The sequence below is a fragment of the Streptomyces sp. NPDC003635 genome, assembly GCF_053587635.1.
This window is the reverse complement of record NZ_JBSFOK010000043.1, coordinates 1-26,743: the sequence shown is the minus strand read 5'-3', so window position 1 is coordinate 26,743 and position 26,743 is coordinate 1. Positions and strand designations below refer to the sequence as shown.

The window sequence follows — 26,743 nt, the reverse complement described above, 5'->3', positions numbered from 1 at the left end:
GTCCGTCGTAACGTGGAGCCATGCAGATCTTCGGTGTGGACATCGGTGGTTCCGGTATCAAGGGCGCTCCTGTGGACCTGGACAGGGGCGACCTGGCCCAGGAGCGCCTGAAGGTGCTCACCCCGCATCCGGCGACGCCCGACGGGGTGGCCGACGGCGTCAAGCAGGTCGTCGACCACTTCGGCTGGACGGGGCCGGTCGGGCTGACCTTCCCGGGCGTGGTGACCGGCGGCTCGACCATCCGTACGGCGGCCAACGTCGACAAGAGCTGGATCGACACGGACGCCCGCGCGTTGTTCGGCGAGCGTCTGGGCGGCCTGCCGGTGACGGTGGTCAACGACGCGGACGCCGCCGGAGTCGCCGAGATGGCCTTCGGGGCGGGACAGGGCCGCAAGGGCACCGTCATCCTGCTCACCTTCGGCACGGGCATCGGCAGCGCCCTGTTCGTGGACGGCGCCCTGGTGCCCAACACCGAGCTGGGCCATCTGGAGCTGCACGGCCACGACGCCGAGAAGCGGGCCTCCAGCAAGGCCAAGGACGACGGCGAGCTGACATGGGAGCACTGGGCGCACCGGGTCCAGAAGTACCTCGCCCACGTGGAGATGCTGTTCTCGCCGGAGCTGTTCATCATCGGCGGCGGGGTCAGCCGTAAGTCGCAGAAGTTCCTGCACTACATCGAGGGGATCAAGGCGGAGATCGTCCCGGCACAGCTGCAGAACAACGCGGGCATCGTGGGGGCGGCGATGCGGGCGGCGGAGTAGCTCACGGTTGGACGACTGTGGGCTGCCGGGGCTGCTCGGACGACTCGCCGGCTGCAGGGGCTGAGCGGGCTGCTCGGGCTGAGCGGGCCGCTCAGACGGGCGGGCGGCTGCGGGCCGCCCTGCGCCGCATCAGACGCACCTTGCGCACGGTGACGATCACACCGGTGACCAGCGTTCCGCCGTACAGCCATCCGGCCTGGGTGGCGAGCGCGGTGAACAGGCCCATCAGGCGGTCCCCGGTGCTGTCGCCGCTGTCGGCCACCGGCACCAGGCCCAGCGCGAACGCGATCGGTACGACGATGACGGCGGTCACCAGGTCCGCCTTGCGCACCCAGACGGCGGTCAGGACGCACACGGGCAGGAACAGCACGCCGTAGACGGTCAGCGAGGGGCCGAGCAGCAGGGCGTCCAGGGAGCCGAGCGCGAGCATCACCACCGCGCAGAAGAGTCCGACGCCGAGTCCGGTGAGGCGGGGGTTCGGCATCCGGCGCAGTGCCTGCACCACCGGGGGCGGCGGGCGCCGGACGGCGGTGGGGGGCCGGCGGGGGGCGCCTGTCCGGGCCTGCGCGCCCCCTCTGGCCTGCGGCGGAAGGGGCGGCGCGGCCCGGCGCGTGCCCTGCTGCCCGGGCTGCTTGTACTGCGCTGGGCGCGTCCTGTGTTGCTCCACTGGACCAACTTAGGTCTGTTTATGTGCCGAATCGCCCATGGGACACGCCGAGGGGCGGACCTTGGCCAAGCGTTCGACGGACATCCGGTACCGGGCGGGTCACGCCGTAGACTGGTGGATCGGGCCCGCCGGCCTCCAGTCCTCCTCTCACTTCGGGAAGTCGCAACGTGTCGCTCACGATCGGAATCGTCGGTCTGCCGAATGTCGGCAAGTCGACCCTGTTCAACGCCCTGACCAAGAACGACGTGCTGGCGGCCAACTACCCGTTCGCCACGATCGAGCCCAACGTGGGCGTCGTCGGCGTACCGGACCCGCGTCTGACCAAGCTGGCCGAGATCTTCTCCTCCCAGCGGGTGCTCCCGGCGACGGTCGACTTCGTCGACATCGCGGGCATCGTGCGCGGCGCCTCCGAGGGTGAGGGCCTGGGCAACAAGTTCCTGGCGAACATCCGTGAGTCCGACGCGATCTGCCAGGTCATCCGTGCCTTCAAGGACGAGAACGTCGTCCATGTCGACGGCAAGGTCTCGCCCAAGGACGACATCGAGACGATCAACACCGAGCTGATCCTCGCCGACCTCCAGACCATCGAGAAGGTCCTGCCGCGGCTGCAGAAGGAGTCGCGGATCAAGAAGGACGTGGCCCCGAAGGTGGCGGCGGTCGAGGCGGCCAAGGAGATCCTGGAGAAGGGCGACACGCTGTTCTCGGCGGGCATCGTCCAGGGCTCCGGCAACGAGGAGCTCCTGCACGACCTGCACCTGCTGACGACGAAGCCCTTCCTCTACGTCTTCAACGTCGACGAGGACGAGCTGACCGACGACGCCTTCAAGGACGAGCAGCGCGCGCTGGTCGCCCCCGCCGAGGCGATCTTCCTCAACGCCAAGCTGGAGGCGGACCTCGCCGAGCTGGACGAGGAGGACGCGCTGGAGCTGCTGGAGTCGGTGGGCGCGGAGGAGCCGGGCCTCGCGACCCTGGCCCGCGTCGGCTTCAACACCCTCGGCCTGCAGACCTACCTCACGGCCGGCCCCAAGGAATCCCGCGCCTGGACCATCAAGAAGGGCGCCACGGCCCCCGAGGCGGCCGGCGTCATCCACACCGACTTCCAGAAGGGCTTCATCAAGGCGGAGGTCATCTCCTTCGCGGACCTGGTGGAGACGGGCTCGGTGGCGGAGGCCCGCGCCAAGGGCAAGGCGCGCATGGAGGGCAAGGACTACGTCATGCAGGACGGGGACGTGGTGGAGTTCCGCTTCAACGTCTGACACCTGGCAAGAACCGTGCCCGACCTGCCGCTCGGTGGGTCGGGCATCGGCGTACCCCCCATAGGCCGGTGCCCGCGATGGGAGGATGCGGGGACAGCGCGAGAGGGGCGGGAAGCGTGGGGCGTGGGGAGCGGGACACGGTCGCGGGGGGAGCGCGACTGTACGACGCGGCACAGGCACTGGCCGAGGACCACGGCAGGGCGGTCGAGGCGGTGCGGGCGGCGCTGAAGCCGCTTCACGACGCGGCGGTCACTCGCGAACTCGACGCCATCCCCGTCGCCCGGTTGCAGGACGTCACCGAGGGACGCCTGCGGCTGGGGAACGTCGAGAAGAGCGGCCTCGGCACGGTGGGCCGGGTGCTCGAAGCGGGCCCCTACCGGTTGCGGCAGATTCCCGGTGTCGGGCAGCGCACGGTCGATCAGATCCTCGCCGCTGCTCGCAGGCTCTCCGAAGCGGCGCACGAGACGGTGGCCGTCCACATCGACGTGGACCGGCCGGAGCCGACCACCACCGCGCTCGTCATGGCCCTGCACGTCCTGGTGGAAGCCGGACCGGACGCCCGGCGCGCGGTGGACCGAGCCGCGGTCCTCTCGGAACAACTCGGCCCGTTGCTGGTCGAGGCGAAACCCGCCGCCGGGCGATTCAGGATGCTCCTGGCCGGCCAGGAGAAGAAGGCACGCGCCTTGGCCGCGGTCGCCGAGATCCGCTCACTGGTGGACGAAGCGGAACGGGCCGACCTGCCCGAACTGCTGGCCCAGGCCTCTGTGGACCTGCTGCGCGGACCCTCGTCCGACATCGCGGCGTGGGTGGACTTCGAACTCCGCTCCGCGGAGTACTACAGCGTTCTCGCCGAAATCGCCGGACGGCTGCCGGACACCGCCGCCGCCGAGGGGTTCCTGCCGGAGGAGATCGCCGAGCGGGTGCGGGGGCAAGGGCTCGACGACTCGCACCGGCGGGTCTCCCTGCGCGGCTACCAGGCGTTCGGCGCACGCTTCGTCCTCGCGCAGCGCAAAGTGATACTCGGCGACGAGATGGGTCTCGGGAAGACCATCCAAGCGATCGCCGTGCTGGCCCACCTGGCCGCCGAGGGACAGAGTCATTTCATGGTCGTCTGCCCGGCGAGCGTTCTCGTGAACTGGACCCGGGAGATCGAGGCCCGTAGCGCCCTGCGCGTCATGGTGCTCCACGGACCCGACCGGCAGTACGCGTTCGCCGACTGGAAGGGGCGCGGCGGTGTGGGGGTGACCACGTTCGACGCACTGCGCGGATTTCCGGCTCCGGGCGGCGGCGAGGTCGGACTGCTCGTCGTCGACGAAGCGCACTCCGTGAAGAACCCGAAGACCAAGCGGTCCCAGGCGGTCGCCCTGTGGGCGGAGCGTTGTGAACGCAGCCTCTTCATGACCGGAACCCCGATGGAGAACCGGGTTGGGGAGTTCCGCAACCTGGTCCGGATGCTCGATGAAGGAGTGGCCGACACCCTGGGCGAGCGGGACGCCCTGGCGGGATCGGTGGCCTTCCGCAAGGCCGTCGCCCCGGTCTACCTGAGGCGCAACCAGGAAGACGTGCTGACGGAACTCCCGAGCCTTCAGCGGACCGACGAATGGGAGGAGCTGAGCGCGTCGGACGAGGAGGCGTACCGCGAGGCCGTCCGCGCGGGCAACTTCATGGCGATGCGCAGGGCCGCGTACATGCGCCCCGAGCGGTCGGCCAAGCTGGACCGGCTCCGCGAGATCGTGTCGGAGGCCGGCGAGAACGGGCAGAAGACAGTGGTCTTCTCCTATTTCAGGGACGTCCTGAACGTGGTGGAGGCGGCGCTCGCTGCGGGTCCCACCGCCGGTATCCCGATGCTCGGTCCGCTCACCGGCAACGTCCCGGCCGGGCGACGGCAGCAGATCGTCGACGACTTCGCCGAGGTCAAGGGACCAGCGGTGCTTCTGGCGCAGATCCAGGCGGGGGGTGTCGGCCTCAACATGCAGGCTGCCTCGGTCGTCGTCATCTGCGAGCCGCAGATCAAGCCGACCATCGAACACCAGGCGGTGGCCCGGGCGCACCGCATGGGTCAGGTCAGGTCGGTTCACGTGCATCGCCTTCTCGCCACCGGGGGAGTGGACGAACGCATGGTGAGGATGCTGGAGGACAAGACGCGATTGTTCGACGCGTACGCCCGCCGCAGCGCCGTGGCCGAAGCCACCCCGGATGCGATCGACGTGTCGGACACCGAGTTGGCCCGCAGGATCGTCGAGGAGGAGCAGGCGCGTCTGGGCGTGACGAACGGGGAGCCGGCGCACCCGACTGCGACCTCGTGAAGGCGGTCCAGGTCCTCCTTTTGCGGCCCGCCTCAGCCCCGGGCCCTCAGTGCGCTTTCCGCCGCCGCCATGACCGTGCGGGTCTGGTGCGCGATCTGGTGGGGGATCGGGACCCAGCGCAGGTGCAGGGCCTTCTCGAAGTCCGCGCACCACGTGGTGAAGAGTTCCGTCAGGTCGTGGTGGAGGGCCGAGGCCTCGGGGGCGTTCGACGCCCTCAGGAGGCGTAGGAGGAGGCCCGCTGCTCGTAGGGGCTGGCGGCGGGCGACGATGTCCAGGGTGCAGATCTGGGCCGTGGTCACCGACCGGGGGTTTTCGGCCAGGGGTTGCCAGGAGTCGGCGACCAGGTCGTAGAGGCCGTCCGCCATCCACTCCAGTACGCGCCTGAGGGGGTCCGTCTCGGGTGGCGGCAGGAAGTCCCGGGACTTCTCGAGGATCTCCGTCACCTGGCGGCCACCGTCCCGTACCAGGGCCGACAGGTCGCGCAGTGCCCGCACCGGGTCGGGGTGGGGGGTCGGGTCCTGCGCCAGGTCCGTTGCCCACATGGGGACTTCGATGATCGCGGTCGCGCCGCCGTAGCCCTGGGGTGCGCACCAGGTGGACAGGGCGATGTTCTCGGAGCCGGCGGCCAGGCGGGCGGTGCTGTCCGGGGGTGGCAGGACGTAGGTTCCCGGGCTGGGGTTCTCCCAGTACAGGGCGTCGAAGGTGCCGTGCTGGACCGGGATGCCGCTCCGCCTCGCCGACGCCTCGAAAGGGGTGGCCAGTTCGGGCAGGCCCCGGGTCAACTGGAGCCAGCTGCCGCCGGCCTCGACGCTGTGCAGGGAGCACTGGAGAAACGGGCGCACTTCCTCGATCACCCGGAACAGCGCCTGGCTCTCGGGCAGTCGGCACCCTTCGATCGGCGCCCACTCCGGCTGTTCCGCCGCGACGGGGCGGTAGGCCGTGCCGTAGTAGCCCTCCAGCGTCGGGGCGGGTCCGGCCGTGGCCGCCTCGATGCCCTCGGCCAGCGCCGCGCCGTCCGGATCGAGGCACAGCACGATGTCCCAGGTGACCATGGAGGGGTCGCTCGCCGCGGACTTCCCTTCCCGGGTGCGGGGGGAGGGGCCGGTTGCCGTAGTGGTTCCCGTGCCGGCCGTCACGGGGGTCCGGGCGTCCGCCGTCATGGTGGGGCCGGCCGCCGCCGGCCTGCCGTCCCCGGCGACCGGGGAGAAGTCGGTCGCGCCGAACGTCCCTCCGCCGTTGGCCACTTGCTCCGCCAGCGCGAGCGCCGTCGCGCCGCTGGCCGGTTCGTCCGGGTGGGGTCGGGCGACCACCAGGACGTGCCGCGGCCCGTGTCCCACGGACAGCATCAGCAGCGGGCGGCCCGCGCGGGACATCCCGATCCGGCGCAGACGGACCGCCCCCGGGAACCGGGAGACCAGCCGCCGCGCCGACTCGGTGACGTCCGCGACCGTGAGGTAGCGGTCCATCGGGTGCGGCCGGTCAGGAGCCGCCGTTGCCACCGCTGTCGCCGGTGGTCTCCTTCTTGTCCAGCGGACGAATCTCGATCTTGTTCGGCATGCCGTGTCCTCCCGGTGGTGGCTGTGGCGTGCGGTGATCGTGCTCTTGCCAGCGTTCGCCTCTCGGGTCACTGTTGTCAATGTCCGTTGCCATAGGGGTAGTTGAGGTCTGTGACATTGGCGGGAAAATGACGTTGCACGCGATGCGGCGACCGCGGATCAAGCCGGAGCACCGGGCCTACCGGACGTCGGACGGGCACATCAGGATCGGGAGCGTCGTCTACGGCATCGGCGCCGAGGTCAAGGATCCCGACGGCTGGGTGTGGACGCTGGTCGAGGCCATGGACGGCACCCGCACCGCCGAGGACGTCGTCGCCGACGTGTCCCGCGGCCACCCCGACCTGCCGGTCCCCGACATCGCGCGGGCCATGGCCGACCTCGCCGCCGCCGGATACGTGGAGGACGCCGGCGCCCCGCCACCGGCGGCGCTGTCCGAGGGGGAGCGCGAGCGGTACAGCAGGAGCATGACCCTGCAACGCTGGATGGATCTCCGGCCGCGGGAGAGCACCTGGGAACCGCAGCTGCGGCTGCGCCGGGCCCGTGTCCTGCTGATCGGCCTCGGCGGCACCGGCGGAGCCGCCGCGCGGGACCTCGTGGCCTCCGGAGTGGGCCGCCTGCACTGCCTCGAACCGGACGTCGTCGAGCTGTCCAACCTCAACCGGCAGACCCTCTACGGCGAGCACGACATAGGGACGCCCAAGCTCGACGCGGCGCTGCCCGCGCTGCGAGCCCTCAACTCCGAGGCGACGGTCACCGGGGAGCGCAGCGAGGTGCGGGGGCCGGAGGACATCCGACGCCTGGTGCCGTCGTACGACCTGCTGCTCCTCGCCGCCGACCGCCCCGCCGTCATCCGGCGCTGGGCCAACCAGGTCTGCCTGGCCACCGGCACCCCGTGGGCCGAGGCCGGGTATCGCGGGCCGCTGGTGAGCGTCGGGGTGTTCAGCCCCGGTCGGGGCGCGTGCTGGGAGTGCCTGCGCAGCTCCGAGGCCGAGCGCCGCGATCTGCGGCTCGGGCCCGGTCAGGACGAGGACGTCGCCTCTCCCCGTATGCCATGGAATCCGGCCAACGCCGTCACCGCGAGCCTCTCGGGCACCCTGCTGGCCCATGCCGGCCTCGCGCTGCTGTGCGGCGTCCCGCACCTGGACCCCGGCTGCCGGTTCGGCCTGAACCTCATGGTTCCCGGCGACCCGATCCTCCAGCGCTCGGAGCGCCGGCCCGACTGCCCCGCCTGCGGAGGGGACCGCGTATGACGGAGACCGCAGCGATCGCGCCGTCGGCCCGGGTGACGCTGCACGACCTGGCGATGCGCCGGGACGGCGAGGAGTGGATCGTCGGCCGGATGGCGACCCGGACCTTCGTCGCCCTGCCGGCGGTCGGAGCGCGCGCGGTGGAACTGCTCGGCGAGGGGCTGAGCGTGGCCAGGACCGCCGAGATCCTGTACCAGGAGACCGGCGAGGAGGTCGAGATCGCGGACTTCGTGGGCGATCTGGCCGCGCTGGGCTTCGTGGCCCGGATCGCGGACCGCCCGCTGCCGGACCCCGAACCGCCGCCCGCCTCCCTGCACCGGCTGCGCCCCCGCCACGTCCGCCTCGCCCTGCATCCCGCGCTCCCGGTGCTGGCCGGAGCGCTCCTGCTGGCCGCCGTCGTCGTCCTGATCCGCCGTCCCGACCTGCTGCCGGGCTACCGCGACCTGCTGTGGAGCCCGCACGGCAGCCTGGTGCTGCTCAGCGGGGCGGCCGCCGGATGGACGCTGGTACTGGCCCATGAGCTGGCGCACCTGGTCACCGCCCGCGCCGTGGGCGTACCGGGAAGGATCCGGCTCGGCACGCGACTGCAGTTCCTGGTGATGCAGACCGACATCAGCGGCATCGAACTCGCGCCCCGGCGCCATCGGTTGACCGCCTATCTGGCCGGTATCGCCCTGAACCTCTCCGTCGCCGCGTCCCTGCTCCTGATCCTCGCCGTCACGGACCCCGGCACGACCGCCCATCGCCTGCTGGCCGCGGGCGTACTGCTGGCCCTGCTCCCGCTGCCCTTCCAGTGCATGGTGTTCACCCGCACGGACCTCTACTTCGTCCTCCAGGACCTCACCCGCTGCCGGAACCTGTACGGCGACGGCCTCGCCTACGCCCGCTACCGGTTCCGCCGGACCGTCCTGCGCGCGCCCGGCGCCGACCCGAGCACGGCGCTCCCCGCGCACGAGCGCCGGGCCGTCCGCGTCTACAGCGTCGTCCTCGTCGTCGGTACGGCGGCCTGCCTGGCCTTCATGGCCGCCGTCACCCTGCCCCTCGACATCGCCCTGCTGGTCCGCGCCGCACAGGGCCTCGGGCCGGGGCACTCCCTCGCGGAGACCCTCGATTCCCTGGTCGTGCTGGTCGTGCTGGGCGGGGTCAACGTGCTCTGGCTGGTCACCTGGTGGCGCCACCGCGGGAGGAGAAGCGTCCGCGGTCACCCCGGCAGCTGAGGATCACGGGGGTGGCCGTCAAGGGGCGGTCACCTCCGTGAGGTCGGCCAGCAGTTCGGAGGCCGTGATCGGGTCCAGGCCGGAGAAACGGAGCTCGTGCCGGCGACCGGGCCAGTAGTCGTCCGGGCCCGCGTTCAGCCATACGGCGCTGAAGGTCTGGTCGCCGAGCATGTCGACGGCGCCCACGGCGATGCCCGGTTCGAGGCCGATGACCAGGTACCGGTCGTCCTCGATCCGCCGGTGGAACCAGCGCTCCACGCCCGCGTCCTGCGGCTGTCCCCGCTCCCAGCCCCGCTGGGTGAGGCCGAGCAGTCTGCCGACCGGCACCGTGGTCCCCTCGAACCGGGCCAGCCGGTGGCCCAGGGTCTCCTCCTCGGTGAGGGCGTACACGGCCCGGCCCAGTTGCGGGAAGGGCTGCAGGATCCCGTGGCGGGCGAACAGCTCCGCCCACGCGCCCACCTCCTCGCCCAGACACAGCGGATGGGCCAGTCGGACGCCCGACCCCTCGGGCAGCGTCAGCTCATCGCCCCGGACATCGGCGAACGTACGGTCCTCCGCGACCCGGAACGCCGTCACCCCACCGTCGGCCTCGCGGAGCCAGACCAGGCGCCGGACCAGATGGCACAGCAGCGGGTGTGCCACGAACAGCTCCTGGAAGTCGCCTGCCGTCCACGCCCGCTGGGCGACCATCGCGGCCTCCAACCGCCGTACCTGGGCGGCGGCGACCGTCCGGACGTCCTTCTTCAGCGCGGCGAACCGCTTGCGCTCGGCCGGGGCCAGCTCCGGATCGTCCTTCGCCGCCGGTGCGGGCAACGCCTTGCGGAGCCTGCCGTCGGCGTCCCGGACGTAGGGACGCAGCTGTTCGTCGAAGCCGACCGTGAACCGCCGGGTGCCGTAGTCGATGACGGTGCTGCCGTCCGCGTCCAGGCCGAAGTCGGGGACGAGCCGGTCGCCCAGCTGCTCGGCGGTGAGCCCGAGCCCCTCGGCGACCTCGGCGATCTTCTCCTGGGCGCGGGCCTTCAGGGCCTTGAACGGCACCCGCTGGGCGATGCCGTGCAGATGCAGCAGGGCGACATCGGTGCCGATCGCCGCGAGCACGTTCAGCCCCTCCACCGCGCGGTGGTGGGCGCTCTCGCCGGGCCAGGCGCGCACCACGGGGGTGAGCCGCCGTACGGTCCCGTCGTCGCCGAGCCAGCCGAGCGCGTGCAGCGCCCAGCTCTCCTTAGGGGGCATGCCGGCCAGGCGCCACTGCTCGAACAGGCCCCAGGCGAAGTCGGCGAGCGAGTCGGCGGTGCAGTGCTCGGTCAGGATGTCGAGGCCGGGGTAGACGTCGCCGGGCTTGGACAGCGCGAGGACGGTGAGGACGTGGTGCACCGCCTCGACGGGCAGCGCACCGCCCGCCTCGAGCACGATCTGCGGCAGCAGCGCGGGCTCGGCCCAGGCGCCGACGACCGGCATCCGGGCCGGAAGGGCACTCACCAGCGGATCGGCGGCCAGCGCTTCCCCGACCACGCCGACGGCCTCCGCGCCCGCGCCCTCCTGGCAGGCCCCCGCGACGGCCGCCAGCACCGCCTCCTCGCCATGGGCCTCCGCCAGCAGCCGCAGCGCCCGCTCGGCGCCCCGGCGGGCCGGGCCCGCCTTGCCCAGCGCGTGCGGGAGCAGATACGGGACGGAGGCCAGAGCGTGCCGTCGCAGCCAGGCGCGGCCCATGGCGTCCGCCGACTTCAGCCGGGTCACCCAGTCACCCACCAGCGCGGCGACCTCGACGCTCAGATACGGCATGACCAGCGTGCCCAGGGTGGCCGGATGCCGGGTGGCGGCGCGGGACAGCAGCGGCAGGGCGTCCACCCCGAACCGCGCGGCCACCGGCTTGAGCGCGGCCTCGCCGTCCCAGTAGTCCTCGGGAGCGCAGTCGGCGAGCAGCGGGCGTACGACGTCCTCGGGCCCGGTGACGAACAGCCGGGCCTGCCGGACGTCCGACATCCGCCCGCCGGCCCGCAGCTCCTTGATCTCGTCCTTGAAGTCGTACTTGCCCCGCCAACTGCTGTACCAGGACGTGGTCCCGGCCCACGCCTGCCGCTCATCGGGCTGCCAGACGACCCGCGGCTCCGGGGCCGGGGGCGGCGTCGAGGCGATCCGCGCCTTCGCGGCCTCGCGCTTCGTCGCCCACGGCGGGCTGACCAGCAACTCGGGCAGCTCTTCGGCCGGCGCCTCGGCCACCCGGTCCCGGGCGGAGAGCCACGGCTCCACGAACTCGGCCACCCGCGCGGGCAGTTCCGGCAGCACCGAGGCGGTCAGTTCGGGGTGGGTCCGGATGTGCGCGGCGAGCAGTTGCCCCGCCGTCGCCGCGCTCTTGCCCGAACCGGTCGCCGCCGCGCCCGTCAGCCGCAGGGCGCGGACCGGCCACCGGCGCATCGCCTCCATCAGCCACGGCCGTACGTGCTTGTCCTCGACACGGGCCAGCAGTACCCGGAACGCCTCGTCCGTCGGCAGTTCCACCAGGGCGCCGGCGAAGGCGCGCAACCGGTCGGTGCCGTACGCCTCCTCGATGCCCCGTTCCAGGACGGGCGCGATGTCCTTGCCGACACCCTCGGCGAGCGTGGCGACCAGGGCCATCGACCAGTCGTTCCAGCCGAGCTCGAAGCGGCTGCCGAAGCCCTCCAGTTGCTCGGGGGAGTTCAGCGAGCAGAGCAGCATCGCCCGCAGCGTCGGATCGACCACAGCGGCGTCCGCTGCGGCCTCGGCTACCCACTCACGCTCGCCGGGCACGACGTACGACACGACGACGCGGCCCCGCGGGGTGGTCCGGCACTTGGCGAGGACGGTGACCGCCTGCCGATAGGTCTTCTCGTCGGTCACGGCCAGCAGGGCCCGCAGCCGGTCGGCGAAGGGCCGGGCCCAGTGGCCGTCCGCGCAGACCGCGTCGGCGCGGAAGCGGATCCGGGAGTCCTCCCGCCGCATGCCGAACTGGATCCAGTGGGCCTCGACCTCGAAGTACTCCACGACCGCCCGAGCGGCGAACACCAGACCGTGCACACGCGTCCAGGCGTCCACGAAGACGCCCTCGGGGAGTTGGTGGTGCATGGTCAGCGGGGCCAGCGCGGCGGCGCCGAGCGGGCTGTGACCGCCGTTCAGATGCGCGCGCAGGGCCTCGACGATCCGCGGATCGCTCTCCGGCGCGGCGAGCACCTCCTCGATCCAGGCCGACTCCTCCCTCAGCCGCCGGGCCAGCAACTCCTCCGCGTCCGAGCGCGGTTCGGGCACCGTGCGACGGATACCGCCACGCCTCGGGTGGACCAGACGCCGCCAGGCGGCGGGCATGACGAAGGTGTCCTCGTCCGGGCGTACGTCACTCGCTGTGGCTTCCGTCGGGCGCGCCTCACCGACCTCGGCTTCCGTCGGGCGCACGGCCCCTCCCCTCCGCCCGGCCCCCCGGCCGTGACCTCTCGATCAAGTGGCTGTCACCGTAGCCGCCCCCACTGACAGTGACCGCCGGGCGGCCGTGCCGACGGCGTTGTCAGTGGCGACTGCCATGATCCGGGCAGGCTCGACGAGAGGCATGCCCGATGGACCTGGCCGACCGGCTGAAGAACGCGCTCACCGACCCCGAATCGTCGTACGACGAGGCGTTCCCCGACCTGTCCCAGATCTCCGACGAGGAACTGGGCGCCCTCATCGCCGAGTCCTACGGCTCTGGCACCCCCTGCGCTCCGACGCCGACTCCGTCCGGGCCTGGCGGGACCTGCTGCTCGAAGCGCGGGTCCGGCAGCCGTTCAAGCAGGCCTTCCGCGAGATCTACCGGCTCACCCCGGCCGAGGAGGACCCGGACGGCGCCTACCTCTGCGTCGTCCAGCGACCCGGGGCATGGTCGAGGGCGGCGACGGCACCCAGCCCGGCGATCCGGCGAAGGCGGCGGCCGCCGTCCTGGCCGCGCTCCGGGCCGAGCGGACCCCGCTCCGGCTGCCCCTCGGCGACGACGCCGTGACCGCCGTACTCGGTCATCTGGACCAGGTGCGCGAGGACGTCGTCGCCTGGGAGAAGCGCACCCGGGCGACCGCGTTCGACGACTGACGAGGAGCGGATCCGGAACCCGGACCACCCTGATCGCGAGGGCCCGGCACGAGGTGACGGCGTGTCATGACCGGCGCATGGCACGTGTGTTACGTCCGTGCAGGGCCCTTGTGGAATTCCTGTGGAAGCCTCAATCTTTCGGCTGGTGCACAGAGTTCGCACAGGAACTGAGTTGACATGATCACGTCCATCTTGGGCGGACTCCGGCGTGCCCGCACCTCCCCCCACCAGCGCACCACCGATTGAGGAGGATCCCTCAGATGGCAGTGATGCGTTCTACCCGGCGAAGACTGGCCGCGATCAGCGTGGCGGCCTCCGCGGTCCTCACCGCGGGCCTCGTCTCCGCCCTCCCCGCCGGTGCCGCCCCGACCGCCGACGACGGCCGGGTCCAGTACGCCGGAGCGGCCAACGCCGTGGCGGACAGCTACATCGTCACCCTCAAGCCGGAGGCGGCCCGCGCCGGTTCCGCCGAGGGCCGGGCGCTCGCCCGGAAGTACGGGGCCGACATCGAGCGTACGTACCAGAAGGCGCTCAACGGTTACGCGGTCGAGGCCTCCGCCGCCGAGGCGAAGCGGTTCGCCGCCGACCCGGCCGTCGCCTCCGTCGTGCAGAACCGTACCTTCAGCATCACCGCGACCCAGCCCAACCCGCCCTCCTGGGGCCTGGACCGGGTCGACCAGCGCAACCTCCCGCTCAACAGCTCGTACACCTACCCGGACTCGGCCGGGCAGGGCGTGACCGCGTACGTCATCGACACGGGCGTCCGCATCAGCCACGGCGACTTCGGCGGCCGTGCCTCCTACGGGTACGACGCCGTCGACAACGACAACACCGCCCAGGACGGCCACGGCCACGGCACGCATGTCGCCGGCACCGTCGCGGGCACGGCCTACGGCGTCGCCAAGAAGGCCCGCGTCGTCGGCGTCCGCGTGCTCAACAACAGCGGTCAGGGCACCACCGCCCAGGTCGTCGCCGGTATCGACTGGGTGGCCCGGAACGCGGTCAAGCCGGCCGTGGCCAACATGTCCCTCGGCGGCGGCGCGGACACCGCGATCGACACCGCGGTCCGCAACGCCATCGCGTCCGGCGTCACCTTCGCGGTCGCGGCTGGCAACGAGTCCACCAACGCCTCGACCAGGTCCCCCGCCCGCGTGACGGAGGCCATCACGGTCGGAGCGACCACCTCGTCGGACGCGAAGGCCAGTTACTCCAACTACGGTTCGGTCCTGGACCTGTTCGCCCCGGGCTCGTCCATCACCTCGGCGTGGAACACCAGCGACTCCGCCACCAACACGATCTCCGGTACGTCGATGGCGGCCCCGCACGTGGCCGGCGCGGCCGCGCTCCACCTGGGCGCGAACCCGACGGCCACACCCGCGCAGGTCTCCGCGGCACTGACGACAGCGGCCACCCCGAACGTCGTCACCAGCCCCGGCACCGGCTCGCCCAACCGGCTGCTCTACGTCGGCGGCGGCACCACCACCCCGCCCGGACCGCGCTTCGAGAACACCGGCGACTACGCGATCAGCGACAACTCCACCGTGGAGTCCCCGGTGACGGTCTCCGGCGTGTCCGGCAACGCTCCGGCGGCCCTGGCCGTCGAGGTGCACATCGTCCACACCTACATCGGTGACCTCCAGGTCCAGCTGATCGCCCCCGACGGGACGGCGTACACGCTCAAGGGCTACGGCACCGGCGGCAGCTCGGACAACATCAACACCACGTACTCGGTGAACGCCTCCTCCGAGGCCGCCAACGGCACGTGGAAGCTGAGGGTCAGCGACAACGCGAACCTGGACACCGGGCGGATCGACGCCTGGGCCCTGCAGTTCTGACGCTCACGTGAGGGCCGGATCGTCCTCCGGATAGCTGTACTCGTCCTCGTCGTAGGGCCTGGGATCCGTCACCCAGCCCGCGACGAGGACGAGCCGCGTCTCCCGGTGCACGGCGAGGAACCCGAAGGGCCGGTCGATACGGACGTAGGCCTTGGTCGTCTCGTACGGCGTTTCCCCGCCCGGCGCGCCCAGCCACGCCATGCCCGCCACGGTCACCGCCGCCGCCCGGAAGCCCTCGGCGCTGAAGGTGGCGGTCACGGACTGCCCGGCCGAACCGACGCCGAGCGGCGCGTCACTGATGAAGGGGAAGCCGCCCCACGCCGGGTCGGTGGCACAGGAGAGCCCGAACAGCTCGGGCCGGGCGAGCAGGTCGTGCCTGGCGTTGATGCCGAACTCGACGGTGTCCAGGGTCAGACGCGGAGTCACCGGATGCGCGCTGCCGCACTTGGAGATGCGCAGGCCGGGACCGGCCACCCCCTGCTTCAGCCGCTCGCCGGGGGTCGGCCGCAGCTCGCCGGAGAGGCAGCCGAGACCGGCGCCGAGCACCTGACCAGGAGGCATCTCCTCCTCGCCGAGCAGCAGATGGACGTCGATGCCGTTGTCGCCGCGCACCTCGATTCGGGTGACCTTTCCGGCGTCCGTCCGGGCGACCGCGAGGGTGTCCAGGCCCTCGGTGGTGCGGCTGAGCCCGGCGTGGTCGAAGGAGCCGAGCCAGCGGCCGTAAGCCCCTTCGAACGGCTCCTCCCACGTCGTCCGCAGCACCAGCGCACTCGCCAGCACCAGCTCCGTCAGCTCCGTCAGCTCCACCGGCACGGCGTCCACGAGCCCGCCGGTCCGCTCCGCCGCCCAGGCGTCCAGGGCCTTGCGATCGGCTTCGAGATCCCCGCCGAGCACACCGTGGGCCCCGGCGGGCAGCCCGGCCAGCCACTCCTCGCGGGGAGTCAGCGTGCGCTTGGTCCAGAGCCCGAGGGCGGAGTCCAACCCGTCGACGGACTCCAGTGACGCGAGCAACTCCCGGGCGAGGAACGCCGCTTCCTCCGCGCGCACCCCGAGAGCTTCCGCCAGCTCCTCCCGGGTCAGCTCGGCGGCACCGTCCGTGAGGAAGGCGAGCAGCGGCCAGACTCCCACGGCGGAGAAAACGGTGCCGTGATCCACGGTGTCGGCCCAGCGCGCGGTCACCCGGTTCACGGCGTGAACCGGGTTCACCACGGCATCCCGGGAAACGGCGTCGGTTCCGCGACCCAGCCGGCCGCCAGAACCAACCGCGTGTGGCGGTGCACGGCGAGGAAGGCGAAGGGGCGGCCGAAGTCCGCCTCGACGGTCGTCACCCGCCAGCGCAGCCGGGGCATGGCCGATCCCGCCGCCATGGGCACAGCCGTCACCGCGGCGGCCTCGAAGCCCCGGGCGCCGAACCTCGCCATCGCCGACTGCCGGGCCTGCTCGACGCACAGGGGCGTCGGGCTCACGTCCGGGAAGTGGCCGGCGACCGCCGTGCGGGCCGTCGTCAGGCCGAACAACGCGTCCTGCTCCAGCAGGTCGTGGCTCGCGGTCACCTCGTAGGCCGCCGTGGTGACCGCGAGGGTCGGCGGCGCGGGCCTCGTGGAGAGCTCCCTCACCACCCGCAGCCCCGGGCCCGCCTCGCCGTAGGGATGCCGGGACCCGGGAACGACCGGGCGGCGGCCCCCGAGCAGGTCCACGCCCGTGCCCAGGACCTGTCCCGGCGTCATCCCCTCGTCGCCGAGCAGGAGATGGACGTCGACGGCGTTGTCCCCGAGCACCTTCAGCTCGGTGACATGACCCGAGGGCGTGTCCGCGACCCCGATCCGGTCCAGCAGCTCGGTGTTCCGCCGCAGCCCGAGCAGCACGCGCTCGCCCCACGGGCCGCCGTCCGGCTGCCAGGGCGTCTCGCGGAAGGGCCGCAGCCACCGTGTCCGCATCGCCAGCGCGCTGGCCAGAACCAGCAGGGTCCCGTCCGTCACCCGTGCCGGCATCCGCTCGATCAGCCCGCCCGTCCGCTTGGCGGCCCAGGCGTCCAGCGCCTTCTGATCGGCGTCGCCGTCACCGGTGAGCACCCCGTGCGCGTCGGCCGGCAGTCCCGCCTCCCAGGGCTCGCGCAGCTCCAGGGCCCGGCTGGTCCACAGGCCGAGCGCGGCGTCCACCCCGCGCGCCGCCCCCAGCCCCGCGAGCAACTCCCGCGCCGCTGCCGCCGCCTGGTCCGCCGGCAGCCCCACCGCGTCCGCCAGCTCCGCGCGCGCCCGGCCCGCCGCTCCGTCCGCGAGGAAGGCCAGCAGCGGCCACACGCCGGCCGCCGAGAAGACCGTGCCTCCCTCCGCGACCCCGGCCCAACGGGCGGTCAGTCCGTTGACCGCCCGGATCGTGGCATTCGTGACCCGCATTCCACCCCCACCCGTACCGCGCTTACCATGCGCGTTGCGTTCCGTCGTACGACAGTTCGCGTCGTACGGCAGTTCCCCACCGTCCCGGCCTCACCGCCCGAACCAGGAGCACGGTACTCGTGTCCATACCTCCGCCTCACGGGCCGCACCAGCCGCACGAGCCCCAGGGGGGCCCGGGACCTTACGGACCGTACGCATCCGCTCCGGGCCCCTACGCCCCGTACCCGTACCACCCCTACGGGCCCTACGGCCGCCCCGTGCCGGTCAACGGCCTGGCCATCGCCGCCCTGGTCCTCGGCATCCTCTGCTTCCTGCCGGCCGTCGGTCTGGTCCTCGGGCTGGTGGCGCTGGCCCAGATCAAGCGCAGGGGCGAGCGCGGAAAGGGGATGGCGGTCGCTGGTTCCGTGCTGTCCACCGTGGGGCTCGCGCTGTGGACGGTGACGCTGTCCACCGGGTTCGCCACCGACCTGTGGGACGACCTGAAGGACGCCGCGAGCGAGAACGGCACGGCCTACGCGCTCGACAAGGGCGACTGCTTCGACTCCCCCTCGGGATCCCTGGAGGGCGCCACCTACGACGTCGAGGAGGTGCCCTGCGCCGGGCGGCACGACGGTGAGGTGTTCGCCGTGGTCACGCTGCCCGGCGGACGCTACCCCGGCGACGACTCGGTGACCCGGACCGCCGAGGACAGGTGCTACACCCTGGAAGCCGAGTACGCCATGGACCCCTGGGCGGTGCCGGACGACGTGGACGTCTACTACCTCCTGCCGTCCAGCCAGAGCTGGCGCTTCGGGGACCGCGAGATCACCTGCCTGTTCGGCAGCACCGAGGACGGGGGCACCCTCACCGGCTCGCTGCGCAGCGACGCGACCACGCTCGACGCCGACCAGATCGCCTTCCTGGAGGCGCTCAACACCGTGGACGACGTGCTCTTCGAGGAGCCCGAGGACTTCCCCGAGGACGACCTGCCCGCCAACCGGGCCTGGGCGAAGGAGGTCGAGGGCGTCCTCGGCGAGCAGATCGAGGCCTTGGAGGGGCACGGCTGGCCGGCGGCCGCCGAGAAGCCCGTCGCCGACCTCGTCAAGGACATGAAGGGCGCCCGTACGGCGTGGGCGAAGGCGGCCGGCACGAAGGACGTGGAGACCTTCTACGAGCACTACGACACCGGCTACGGGTACGTCGACGGCCCCACCACCGTCACCGCGCGCAAGGCTCTGGGCCTCGCCACCACCGTGCCCAGCTACGACGGGGAGTACGACGGCGGGAGCGAGAGCCCGGGCGGTGACGAACTCGATGTGTGAGCGCGGCTATAGCGGGGAGAAAGTGCCTGCGTAAAGCCCGCACCGGGCACAAGTCATCACATCGAGTGATTCTCTGGCCTTTGCTTGCATGGCACAACCCACGGTTGCCACGCTGTTGCTGTCTGTACAACCTGATGGGAGCGGCCAGTGACATTCGGTGAGCAGCCGGCATACCTGCGTGTCGCGGGTGATCTCCGCCAGAAGATCGTCGACGGTTCACTGCCCCCGCACACCCGCCTCCCGTCCCAGGCGAGGATCCGCGAGGAGTACGGCGTCTCGGACACCGTCGCCCTGGAGGCGCGCAAGGTGCTCATGGCCGAAGGGCTGGTCGAGGGCCGCTCCGGCTCCGGGACCTATGTCCGCGAGCGGCCGGTGCCCCGCCGTATCGCCCGCTCCGGGTTCCGCCCCTCCGGCGGGGCCACGCCGTTCCGGCAGGAGCAGGCCGACGGTGAGACGCGCGGCACCTGGGAGTCCAGCAGCGAGCAGGCCGAGGCGAGCGGGGCGGTCGCCGAGCGGCTCGGCATCCAGCCCGGCGACCGGGTCATGTGCACCCGGTATCTGTTCCGGGAGGCCGGCGAGGCGATGATGCTCTCCACCTCCTGGGAGCCCCTCGCGGTCACCGGCCGCACCCCCGTGATGCTGCCCGAGGAGGGACCGCTGGGCGGCATGGGCGTCGTCGAGCGGATGCGCGCGATCGACGTCATCGTGGACAACGTCACCGAGGAGGTCGGCGCCCGCCCCGGCCTCGCCGAGGAACTCCACGCGCTGGGCGGCGTTCCCGGCCATGTCGTCCTGGTCGTCCAGCGCACCTACTACGCCTCGGGGCGCCCCGTGGAGACCGCGGACGTGGTCGTCCCGGCCGACCGCTACCGGGTCGCCTATCACCTTCCCGTGAAGTAGCGCACAACTCCGGTGCGGTTGTCCCCGGCACCGCGTCAACCGGAGCCGGTTCGCGCGGGGTTGGAATCTGGTCGTTCTCCGTCGTCGTCCCAGGTGGTCGCCGACGTCTCCGGTATGCCGCTGACCGGATGCGTCGGCGGGCGGGGACGGCGCATTCGATGACGTGCGCCCCCTGCGTCCTGGCCGGTTGCGTACCTCTTTGTGAAAAGCCGTATTCGCTGCGTGAAGGTTAGGCGTAGGCTCGGGCATATGCGGATTGCGGTTTCCTTAGCGGGCGGGGCACGGCACAGGCCGCGGGCGGGACGGCCTCGGGTGGGAAGGAGTGGTGGGGCGCGATGAACGACAGCACGATCACTCTCCCCTGGCTCGTGATACGCCAGGACGACAACGGCAATCGCTACCGCGTGGGCCGATACGCGACCCGGGCCGAGGCCCAGAAGATCGCGGACAGCCTCGACTCCCGCGGGCACAAGCAGCTCTACTGGGTCGAGCGGATCGGCCAGGGCGGCAGCGAGACCGCCAACTGAGCCATGCCCCGGGGTCCCGTAGGCTCCGGCGCATGACGGAACCGATCGTGGTGGTGGGCGCCGCCCTGCTGGACGGCGGCCGCCTCCTCGCCGCGCGCCGCAGCGCGCCCCCCGAGCTGGCCGGCCGCTGGGAACTCCCCGGCGGCAAGGTCGAACCGGGCGAGACCCCGGAGGCGGCCCTGGTCCGCGAGCTGCGCGAGGAACTGGGCGTGGAGACGGAGCCGCGCGAGCGGGTACCCGGGGAGTGGCCCTTGCGCGACCCCTACGTGCTGAAGGTGTGGACGGCGCGCCTGTTGCCCGGCTCCCCGGCGCCGAAGCCGCTTGAGGACCACGACGAGCTGCGCTGGCTCACGCCGGACGAGCTGTGGGACGTCGACTGGCTGCCGCAGGACGTACCGGCGGTGCGTGAGGTGGCGAGCCGGCTGGGGTGAGGGTGTGAGGTGGCGAGCGCCGGGGTGAGGGCGTGCGCTTCTCGAGGGGCGCTGAGGGTGCGCGCCTCCTACGCCGTTAGTGCCACTGCGCGCCCTGAGCGGCGATACACCGCCCCGAATATCGGGTATGTGGCCATTAACCCCACGAAATCGGACATGGGTAGAGCCGCTGCCTGGGAAGTGATCGGTGTGATCAACACCGAAGGCGACTGCGTCGAGTGGACCTTCTCCGCCGAGCCCGGCGCCGTCCGCGCCGCCCGGGCCGCCGTCCGGAGCCGACTGCGCGACTGGGGCCTGGACAGCCTCGCCGACATCGCCGCCCTCCTGGTCAGCGAACTCGTCACCAACGCCCTCCGGCACGCCACCGGCCCCATCGGCGTCCGCCTCGTCCGCCCCTCCCGCATCGGCGACGTCCTGCTGGTGGAGGTCTCCGACCCGATCCCCGACCTGCCGCGCGAACGGGTCGCCCGCCCGGAGGACGAGAGCGGCCGCGGCCTCCAGCTGGTCGCCCACTCCTCGCGCCGCTGGGGCACCCGTCCCGGGGGCTCCGGCAAGACGGTGTGGTTCGAACTCGTGGTGCCCTGAGGGCCGTGGGCGGAACCCTGTACGTCCGCCCCCGCCCTGTCGACGTACTGGTTCAGGCCACTGGCGGTTGTCGGAGTGCGTGATTCGACAGCGTGTTGGCTGGTTAGAAGACTGGAAGTGTTTCCGCGGTCCGGTCCAAAAACGATCGGGAACGTGCTGTGATCGTGAACACCGTGTTGCGCGGCGCCGTAGTGCTGGATACTGCGGGCAGCCGCCTTTCGGTGACCGGTGCCGGACGCGGTGAGCTGGAGGGGACGGTTCGCGTGAGCGAGATACCAGCGAAGGCCACGGAGTCCGAGGACCCGTCGGACGGCGCAAGGACGGCGGCCGCGGCTGCCGACAGGGCCGCCGCGGTCGATGCGGCGCGGGCCTCCGACGAGGTGCCGCCCGCCGACGCCATGTGGCAGAGCAGCCCGCCCGGCTCCATGTACGACTACATCCGCGTCGCGTCCTTCTCCATCGGCCCCGACGGTCTGGTCGACCAGTGGAGCCTGCGCGCCGAGCAGCTCTTCGGCATTCCCGCCTCACGTGCCGTCGGCATGGACCCCATCGCGGCCTTCATCGACCCCGACCGGCGGGAGCAGGGCCACCGCAAGATGGCCGAGATCCTGGACGGCCGGGAGTGGACCGGGGTCGTCCCCTTCCGCAAGCCCGACCCGGAGACCGGCGGACGCGGGGAGGAGGCGCTGGCCGAGGTCTACGTCATGCCGACGCGGACCGAGGACGGGGAGAAGGCCGCCGTCTGCATCGTCGTCGATGTGCGGACCCTGCGCGGGATCGAGACCGACCTCGCCGCTGCTCAGGCGATTTTCGGTCAATCTCCCTTCGGCTTCCTGCTGATCGACCCCGACCTGCGGGTGCGCCGCGCCAACCAGCGGTTCGCCTCGCTGTTCGGCGGCACCCCCGACGAGCATCGCGGCAAGGGCGTGCACGACTATCTGCCGAGGCCCGAGGCCGACCGGGTGACGGCCACCCTGCGCCGCGTCATGGAGACCGGCGACTCCATCACGGACATGCACGTCACGGGCTTCCTGCCGGGGTCCGACGACCGGCGGCACTGGTCCGTCAACCTCTACCGGGTGCACAGCGGCTCCGGCCGCCCCATCGGGATCGCCTGGCTCGGCACCGACATCACGGCTCGTAGGGCCGCCGCCCGGGAAGCCGCCGCCGCGCGGCGCAATCTCGCCCTCCTGAACGAGGCCGGCGCCCGCATCGGGAACTCCCTCGACCTCGAGACCACGGCCCGCGAACTGCTCGACGTGGTGGTCCCCGGCTTCTGCGATCTGGCCACCGTCGACCTCTACCAGGGCCTCCTGGCCGGCGACGAGACCCCGCCGGGCCTCGCCGACGGCAGCGCCGAACTGCGCCGGGTCGCCTTCGCCAGCGCTGTCTCCGACGCGCCCCTCGTCGGCGGCGGCGCCCCGGTCGCGGTCGGCGCGGTCCACCACTACCCCTTCAACTCCCCGTGCGCGGACGCCCTGCGCACCGCACGGCCGCAGTCCGTGCCCGCCGAGGAGGGCGGCCTCGTCCAGTCCACGCTGGCCGTGCCGATGGTCGCCCACGACACGGTCGTCGGCCTCGCGCAGTTCTCCCGGACGAAGGGCAGCGAGCCGTTCGGGGACCGGGACCGGGATCTGGCGGTGGAGCTGGCCGCGCGGGCGGCGGTGTGCATCGACAACGCCCGGCTGTACCGCAGGGAGCACGAGCGGGCGCTGATACTGCAGCGGTCCCTGCTCCCGCCCGGCGACCCGGTCGCCTCCGGCCTGGACATCGCCTGCCGCTATCTGCCGGGCAACTCCTCCTCGGACCGGCCGAGCGAGGTGGGCGGCGACTGGTTCGACGTGATCGAACTGCCCGGACACCGTACGGCGTTGGTGGTCGGCGACGTGATGGGCCGCGGCCTGCGCGCGGCGGTCGCGATGGGTGAACTCCGCTCGGCCGTGCGCACCCTGGCCCTGCTGGACCTCGAACCCGCCGAAGTGCTGAGCGCGTTGGACGAGATCGCGCGCGGACTCGGCGCCCCGGGCGGCGTGCAGCAGGCGACCCGGGCGGCCCGCCGCCCCCGCGAGGCCGACCTCTCCGAGGTGTACCTCGCCACCTGCGTGTACGCCGTGTACGACTCGGTGACCCGCCGCTGCACCTTCGCCAACGCGGGCCACCTGCCGCCCGTCCTGGTCGAGCCGGGCGAGGACGCGCTGATGCTGGACGTACCGCCGGGCATGCCGCTCGGTGTCGGCGGGGAGCCCTTCGAGGAGGTGGAGGTCGAACTTCCCGAAGGCGCCCTGCTGGCTCTCTACACGGATGGACTGGTCGAAAGCCGCGATCACCCCCTGGACGAGGGTCTCCAGGCCTTCGTGGGGGCGCTCACGGACCCGGCCCGCCCGCTGGAGGACGTCTGCGACCACGTCCTCAACACCCTCGACACCCACCACGGCGAGGACGACATCGCGCTGCTCATGGCCCGCGTCCAGGGCCTGCCCGTCGAATCGGTGGGCGACTGGACGCTGCCCCGCGAGCCGCGCAGCGTCGGCCGGGCCCGCGAGTACGCCCGCGGCCAGCTCCTCACCTGGGACCTGGAGCCCCTGGTCGACACCACGGAGCTGCTGGTCAGCGAGCTGGTGACGAACGCCCTGCGCTACGGCGAGGGCGACATCCGCCTCCGCCTCCTCCTCGACCGCACCCTGGTCTGCGAGGTCTGGGACGCGGGCCTGGTCCAGCCCCGCCGCCGCAGGGCCCGGGACACGGACGAGGGCGGCCGCGGCCTCCAGCTGGTGGGCCTGCTCAGCGCGGCCTGGGGCTCGCGCCGCACTCCCCGCGGCAAGACGGTCTGGTTCGAGCTGCCCCTCCCGGACGGCGAGACAGGCCTGACGGACCCGGCGGAAGCCCTGCTGAGCCTGTTCTGATCCTCACCCGCGGCGGGCCCGGGTCCGGGGCCCGCCGTAACTGCCGGCCGCCCGTGCCTCGCCGGCGCCGCGCAGCCGGACGTCCTGCTCCGCGAGTTCCCGGGCCCGGCGGGCGAGGGCGTCGGCGACGAGCAGGTCGGTGAGCCCGGGGGCTGCCGAAAGGAGCCGTACCGCCTCCGCGAGACGGGTGCGGGCCGTGCCGCCCACGGCGTCCCGGTGGGCCGCGATGTGATCGTCCGCCGCCGCGACGGCACTGCGCGCCGCGAGCGACGCGGCGGCCGTCAGCACCCCGGCCCGCCCGTCCGCGACCGGCGCGACTCCGCGCACGATCCGCCGCAAGGCGTCCACCGGGTCGTACGGCCGTGCGGTCAGCTCCTCGCGTACGGCGGCCAGGACGCCGTCCGCGCGGCCGATCCGGACGTCCGGCGGACCCCCGGGCGAGCCCGCGCCCCTGGCCCGTGCGCGGGCCCCGGCGATCTCGGTCTCGGCGCCGGTCAGCGCGGCCGGTACCAGGGCGGCGGCCGCCGCCAGCTCCTCGGCGAGCCGTTCGACGCCGTGGACGAGGACCTCGGCCTGCGCGACGGCCCCCTCGGCGGCCCGCAGTTGGCGGACGGCCACGTCGGTCTCCCCGCGGTCGGCGCCCTGCCGGGCCTCGTTGAGCCGCGAGGTGGCGAACACCAGCCGGTCCTTGGCCTGTTCGACGTAACCGCCCACATCGGCCACCGCCGCGGAGCCGTACCGCTTCCCCAGCTCGGCGAGTGCGGCGCCCGCGCTCCAGGTACGGGCGGTGAGTTCCCGGAACCGCCCCTCCGCCACCGCCAGTGCCTCGCCGATGTCCCCCTCCAGAGCGCGCAGTTGATCGAACCCGGCCGCCTCCGCGTCCAGCCGCCGCCCCGCCTCCTCGCACCGGCCGACGATCCCCGCGAGCGCCTGCCGCCGCCCGGCGTCGTCCTCCGGGAGCCCGTCGTCGTAGCGCTGCCGCATGCGGAAGGCGGAGGCCAGTTCGGCGGAGGCGGCGCGGAGGGCCGACGCGGCGGCCTCCGTCCCGGAGCGCCCCTCGACGAAGGACAGCTCCTCCCGGCTGGTGCGCACCCAGTCGTCGGCCTCGACGAGGAGACCCCGGGCCCGTTCGTCGAGCTCGGCGAGGTTCGGCTCGGACGCCGTGGCGGGCCCGCCACCGGGTGTCGTCCGGGTGCGCGCCCGCCGACTGCGCCGTACATACGCGTATCCGGCGACCGCGACGGCGGCGACGGCCGCGACCAGCGGGAGCACGAGTTCCGCGGCGGAGGAGTCGTCCGGCTCCTCCTGGGCGACGGCGCCGGCGACCGGCCCGTCCGCAACCGGCCCATCGGTTCCTGTCGTCATCCCCGGCAGAACCAGCCACGCCAAGGCGATCAGCACACCCACCACGGCATGCGCCACGCGCACGGATATCTGCGCGGTGGCCCGCCGAGGCCGACCCCGGATCAAGGATGACGTCACATTTCGGAGAGTATGAGCAGGAATGCGCGGACGCGACCGGGGTGCGTCCGGAGCGGGGCGGCAAGTGGCGCCGAAGGGCGGTCCGCGCCGCCCTGGTCCTCGCCCTCCTGCTCCTCCTCCCCACCCTCACCGCCGCCCTGGCGCTGCGCCTGAACTACGCGGGAGACCCCGAGGACGGCACGTACACCCGAAACCGTGACGCGATCTGGCTCGGCCATGCGTGGGTGGACGGGCGCAAGCGGGACGCGGACGTCGCCGCTCTGCTGCGGCGGCTGGAGAGCACCGGGATCCGTGATCTCTACGTCCACGCGGGGCCCCTCGAACACGACGGCACCCTTCCCCCGGGCAAGTACCCCCGGGCCCGCTGGTTCCTCGACGCCGTCCAGCGATCGGCCCCGCACCTCCGCGTCCAGGCCTGGCTCGGCGACAAGCTCGCCGGCGAGGGCCCCGATGGCCTGCACCTCGACAGGCCGGACACCCGGGCCGCCGTCGTCGCCTCCACCCGGCAGATCCTCGACACTGGCTTCGACGGCGCCCACTTCGATCTCGAACCCCTCCACTCCGGGGACGGGGACTACCTCACCCTCCTGGACGCCCTTCGCGAGGAGACCCACGCACGGAACGTCCCGCTCTCCGTCGCCGCCCACCAGATCGACCCGCTGCCCGCCCTCCACTCCGTCGCCGGCTTCCTCACCGGACACCCCAAGTGGTGGTCGCAGCGGTTCTTCGGCGAGGTCGCCCGACGCGTCGACCAGATCGCCGTGATGTCGTACGACACCGCCATGCCGCTGGAGAGCCTGTACGGCGGCTATGTCGCCCAGCAGACCTCGCTCGCCCTGGAGGTCACCCCGCCCACCACCGACCTCCTCATGGGCCTGCCCTTCTTCCACGAGAGCGACATCGGGCACCACGAGTCCGCCGAGACCGTCACCGCCGCCGTACGCGGCACCCGCCTCGGGCTGTCCCGCACGGACCCTGACCGGCAACGCTTCGGTGTGGCCCTGTACGTGGACTTCGCGGCCCGGGAGGGGGACTGGACCGCGTACCGCGAGGACTGGGTGGTGCGCTGACCAATCCGTGACCCAGACGTCATGCGTGCTTCAACCCGGCGCACCCTCTTGTTAGTTGTGGACGAGCTGTGGGCGACCTACGGTCCCCCAATGCGAGCGTTAATCTCCAGCAAGGCCGCCAGACGCGCCCTGAAGCCCCTAGGAGTTGTCTTCAATTGTCACGCCCACATCAGGAGCGAGGCGAGGGTGACGGCTGCCTGGTAGGACTCGGCGGTCTTGTCGTAGCGGGTCG

General features: G+C 72.5%; 20 protein-coding genes and 2 pseudogenes. 15 read left to right on the top strand and 7 right to left on the bottom strand.

What is annotated here, in order from left to right; translation table 11 throughout:
* Positions 1 to 20 precede the first annotated feature (20 nt).
* On the top strand, positions 21 to 761 hold the full coding sequence (gene ppgK, locus ACWDRW_RS31205; protein WP_451728846.1) for a polyphosphate--glucose phosphotransferase: 741 nt from the start codon (positions 21 to 23) through the stop codon (positions 759 to 761).
* Positions 762 to 852: 91 nt separating this feature from the next.
* Here ppgK and ACWDRW_RS31200 read toward each other — a convergent pair whose 3' ends face one another.
* A complete protein-coding gene (locus ACWDRW_RS31200) occupies positions 853 to 1,428 on the bottom strand; it encodes a DUF6542 domain-containing protein (protein ID WP_451728843.1) in 576 nt (191 codons plus the stop codon).
* Positions 1,429 to 1,595: 167 nt separating this feature from the next.
* Between ACWDRW_RS31200 and ychF the strand changes: the two genes are divergently transcribed.
* The gene (gene ychF, locus ACWDRW_RS31195; RefSeq protein WP_451728841.1) at positions 1,596 to 2,684 is read left to right on the top strand and encodes a redox-regulated ATPase YchF; all 1,089 of its coding nucleotides are present in this window, start codon (positions 1,596 to 1,598) and stop codon (positions 2,682 to 2,684) included.
* Between the two features lie 116 nt (positions 2,685 to 2,800).
* Positions 2,801 to 4,990 carry a DEAD/DEAH box helicase gene (locus ACWDRW_RS31190; protein WP_451728838.1) on the top strand — a complete coding sequence of 730 codons (2,190 nt, stop codon included), beginning with the start codon at positions 2,801 to 2,803 and terminating at the stop codon, positions 4,988 to 4,990.
* Between the two features lie 32 nt (positions 4,991 to 5,022).
* Here ACWDRW_RS31190 and ACWDRW_RS31185 read toward each other — a convergent pair whose 3' ends face one another.
* Entirely contained in the window at positions 5,023 to 6,456 is a 1,434-nt protein-coding gene (locus tag ACWDRW_RS31185) for a M14 family zinc carboxypeptidase (RefSeq protein ID WP_451728835.1), read from the bottom strand.
* Positions 6,457 to 6,469: 13 nt separating this feature from the next.
* On the bottom strand, positions 6,470 to 6,640 hold the full coding sequence (locus ACWDRW_RS31180; protein WP_451728832.1) for a hypothetical protein: 171 nt from the start codon (positions 6,638 to 6,640) through the stop codon (positions 6,470 to 6,472).
* A gap of 49 nt (positions 6,641 to 6,689) precedes the next feature.
* On the opposite strand from ACWDRW_RS31180, the gene ACWDRW_RS31175 reads away from it, so the two are divergent.
* Positions 6,690 to 7,796, top strand: a complete 1,107-nt coding sequence (locus ACWDRW_RS31175; protein WP_451728829.1) for a HesA/MoeB/ThiF family protein — start codon at positions 6,690 to 6,692, stop codon at positions 7,794 to 7,796.
* On the top strand, positions 7,793 to 9,010 hold the full coding sequence (locus ACWDRW_RS31170) for a hypothetical protein (protein ID WP_451728826.1): 1,218 nt from the start codon (positions 7,793 to 7,795) through the stop codon (positions 9,008 to 9,010). The genes ACWDRW_RS31175 and ACWDRW_RS31170 overlap by 4 nt, the downstream gene beginning before the upstream one ends.
* An 18-nt stretch (positions 9,011 to 9,028) precedes the next feature.
* Here the strand turns inward: ACWDRW_RS31170 and ACWDRW_RS31165 are convergent, their stop codons facing one another.
* Positions 9,029 to 10,243, bottom strand: a complete 1,215-nt coding sequence (locus ACWDRW_RS31165) for a DUF4132 domain-containing protein (RefSeq protein WP_451728981.1) — start codon at positions 10,241 to 10,243, stop codon at positions 9,029 to 9,031.
* Between the two features lie 2,299 nt (positions 10,244 to 12,542).
* On the opposite strand from ACWDRW_RS31165, the pseudogene ACWDRW_RS31160 reads away from it, so the two are divergent.
* From ACWDRW_RS31160 to ACWDRW_RS31150, 3 genes and pseudogenes are all read left to right on the top strand, one after another.
* A pseudogene (locus ACWDRW_RS31160) lies at positions 12,543 to 12,821 on the top strand (DUF4132 domain-containing protein); the annotation flags it as partial.
* Positions 12,822 to 12,865: 44 nt separating this feature from the next.
* Positions 12,866 to 13,081 (top strand): annotated as a pseudogene (locus ACWDRW_RS31155) (short-chain dehydrogenase/reductase); the annotation flags it as partial.
* Positions 13,082 to 13,341: 260 nt separating this feature from the next.
* A complete protein-coding gene (locus ACWDRW_RS31150; RefSeq protein ID WP_451728823.1) occupies positions 13,342 to 14,916 on the top strand; it encodes a S8 family peptidase in 1,575 nt (524 codons plus the stop codon).
* A gap of 3 nt (positions 14,917 to 14,919) precedes the next feature.
* Here the strand turns inward: ACWDRW_RS31150 and ACWDRW_RS31145 are convergent, their stop codons facing one another.
* Together ACWDRW_RS31145 and ACWDRW_RS31140 are read right to left on the bottom strand one after the other, a co-directional pair.
* Positions 14,920 to 16,125, bottom strand: coding sequence for a serpin family protein (locus ACWDRW_RS31145; RefSeq protein WP_451728821.1), 1,206 nt, complete (start codon positions 16,123 to 16,125; stop codon positions 14,920 to 14,922).
* Positions 16,119 to 17,312: a serpin family protein gene (locus ACWDRW_RS31140; RefSeq protein ID WP_451728819.1), complete on the bottom strand. Its 1,194-nt coding sequence runs from the start codon at positions 17,310 to 17,312 to the stop codon at positions 16,119 to 16,121. The genes ACWDRW_RS31145 and ACWDRW_RS31140 overlap by 7 nt, the downstream gene beginning before the upstream one ends.
* 119 nt (positions 17,313 to 17,431) lie before the next feature.
* Between ACWDRW_RS31140 and ACWDRW_RS31135 the strand changes: the two genes are divergently transcribed.
* The 6 genes from ACWDRW_RS31135 to ACWDRW_RS31110 all read left to right on the top strand — a co-directional run bounded on the left by ACWDRW_RS31135 (position 17,432) and on the right by ACWDRW_RS31110 (position 23,959).
* Positions 17,432 to 18,613: a DUF4190 domain-containing protein gene (locus ACWDRW_RS31135; protein ID WP_451728816.1), complete on the top strand. Its 1,182-nt coding sequence runs from the start codon at positions 17,432 to 17,434 to the stop codon at positions 18,611 to 18,613.
* Positions 18,614 to 18,760: 147 nt separating this feature from the next.
* Positions 18,761 to 19,513, top strand: a complete 753-nt coding sequence (locus ACWDRW_RS31130; RefSeq protein ID WP_451728813.1) for a GntR family transcriptional regulator — start codon at positions 18,761 to 18,763, stop codon at positions 19,511 to 19,513.
* A 335-nt stretch (positions 19,514 to 19,848) separates the two neighbouring features.
* Entirely contained in the window at positions 19,849 to 20,040 is a 192-nt protein-coding gene (locus ACWDRW_RS31125; RefSeq protein ID WP_451728810.1) for an SPOR domain-containing protein, read from the top strand.
* A 32-nt stretch (positions 20,041 to 20,072) separates the two neighbouring features.
* Positions 20,073 to 20,471: a (deoxy)nucleoside triphosphate pyrophosphohydrolase gene (locus ACWDRW_RS31120; RefSeq protein WP_451728807.1), complete on the top strand. Its 399-nt coding sequence runs from the start codon at positions 20,073 to 20,075 to the stop codon at positions 20,469 to 20,471.
* Between the two features lie 156 nt (positions 20,472 to 20,627).
* Positions 20,628 to 21,056, top strand: coding sequence for an ATP-binding protein (locus ACWDRW_RS31115; protein ID WP_451728805.1), 429 nt, complete (start codon positions 20,628 to 20,630; stop codon positions 21,054 to 21,056).
* 263 nt (positions 21,057 to 21,319) lie between these two features.
* Positions 21,320 to 23,959, top strand: a complete 2,640-nt coding sequence (locus ACWDRW_RS31110) for a SpoIIE family protein phosphatase (RefSeq protein WP_451728803.1) — start codon at positions 21,320 to 21,322, stop codon at positions 23,957 to 23,959.
* 3 nt (positions 23,960 to 23,962) lie between these two features.
* Here the strand turns inward: ACWDRW_RS31110 and ACWDRW_RS31105 are convergent, their stop codons facing one another.
* Positions 23,963 to 25,441, bottom strand: a complete 1,479-nt coding sequence (locus tag ACWDRW_RS31105) for a hypothetical protein (protein WP_451728800.1) — start codon at positions 25,439 to 25,441, stop codon at positions 23,963 to 23,965.
* On the opposite strand from ACWDRW_RS31105, the gene ACWDRW_RS31100 reads away from it, so the two are divergent.
* Positions 25,432 to 26,511, top strand: a complete 1,080-nt coding sequence (locus ACWDRW_RS31100; RefSeq protein WP_451728799.1) for a hypothetical protein — start codon at positions 25,432 to 25,434, stop codon at positions 26,509 to 26,511. The genes ACWDRW_RS31105 and ACWDRW_RS31100 overlap by 10 nt on opposite strands.
* The last annotated feature ends 232 nt before the right edge of the window (positions 26,512 to 26,743 follow it).

Excerpts from the sequence above, each read along its gene's own strand:
- ACWDRW_RS31125 (WP_451728810.1), top strand. The coding sequence starts at position 19,849 with ATGAACGACAGCACGATCACTCTCCCCTGGCTCGTGATACGCCAGGAC.
- ACWDRW_RS31100 (WP_451728799.1), top strand. The coding sequence starts at position 25,432 with ATGACGTCACATTTCGGAGAGTATGAGCAGGAATGCGCGGACGCGACC.
- ppgK (WP_451728846.1), top strand. The coding sequence starts at position 21 with ATGCAGATCTTCGGTGTGGACATCGGTGGTTCCGGTATCAAGGGCGCT.
- ACWDRW_RS31185 (WP_451728835.1), bottom strand. The coding sequence starts at position 6,456 with ATGGACCGCTACCTCACGGTCGCGGACGTCACCGAGTCGGCGCGGCGG.
- ACWDRW_RS31180 (WP_451728832.1), bottom strand. The coding sequence starts at position 6,640 with ATGGCAACGGACATTGACAACAGTGACCCGAGAGGCGAACGCTGGCAA.
- ACWDRW_RS31150 (WP_451728823.1), top strand. The coding sequence starts at position 13,342 with ATGGCAGTGATGCGTTCTACCCGGCGAAGACTGGCCGCGATCAGCGTG.
- ACWDRW_RS31120 (WP_451728807.1), top strand. The coding sequence starts at position 20,073 with ATGACGGAACCGATCGTGGTGGTGGGCGCCGCCCTGCTGGACGGCGGC.
- ACWDRW_RS31140 (WP_451728819.1), bottom strand. The coding sequence starts at position 17,312 with ATGCGGGTCACGAATGCCACGATCCGGGCGGTCAACGGACTGACCGCC.
- ACWDRW_RS31165 (WP_451728981.1), bottom strand. The coding sequence starts at position 10,243 with ATGCCCCCTAAGGAGAGCTGGGCGCTGCACGCGCTCGGCTGGCTCGGC.
- ACWDRW_RS31170 (WP_451728826.1), top strand. The coding sequence starts at position 7,793 with ATGACGGAGACCGCAGCGATCGCGCCGTCGGCCCGGGTGACGCTGCAC.
- ACWDRW_RS31175 (WP_451728829.1), top strand. The coding sequence starts at position 6,690 with ATGCGGCGACCGCGGATCAAGCCGGAGCACCGGGCCTACCGGACGTCG.
- ACWDRW_RS31115 (WP_451728805.1), top strand. The coding sequence starts at position 20,628 with ATGGGTAGAGCCGCTGCCTGGGAAGTGATCGGTGTGATCAACACCGAA.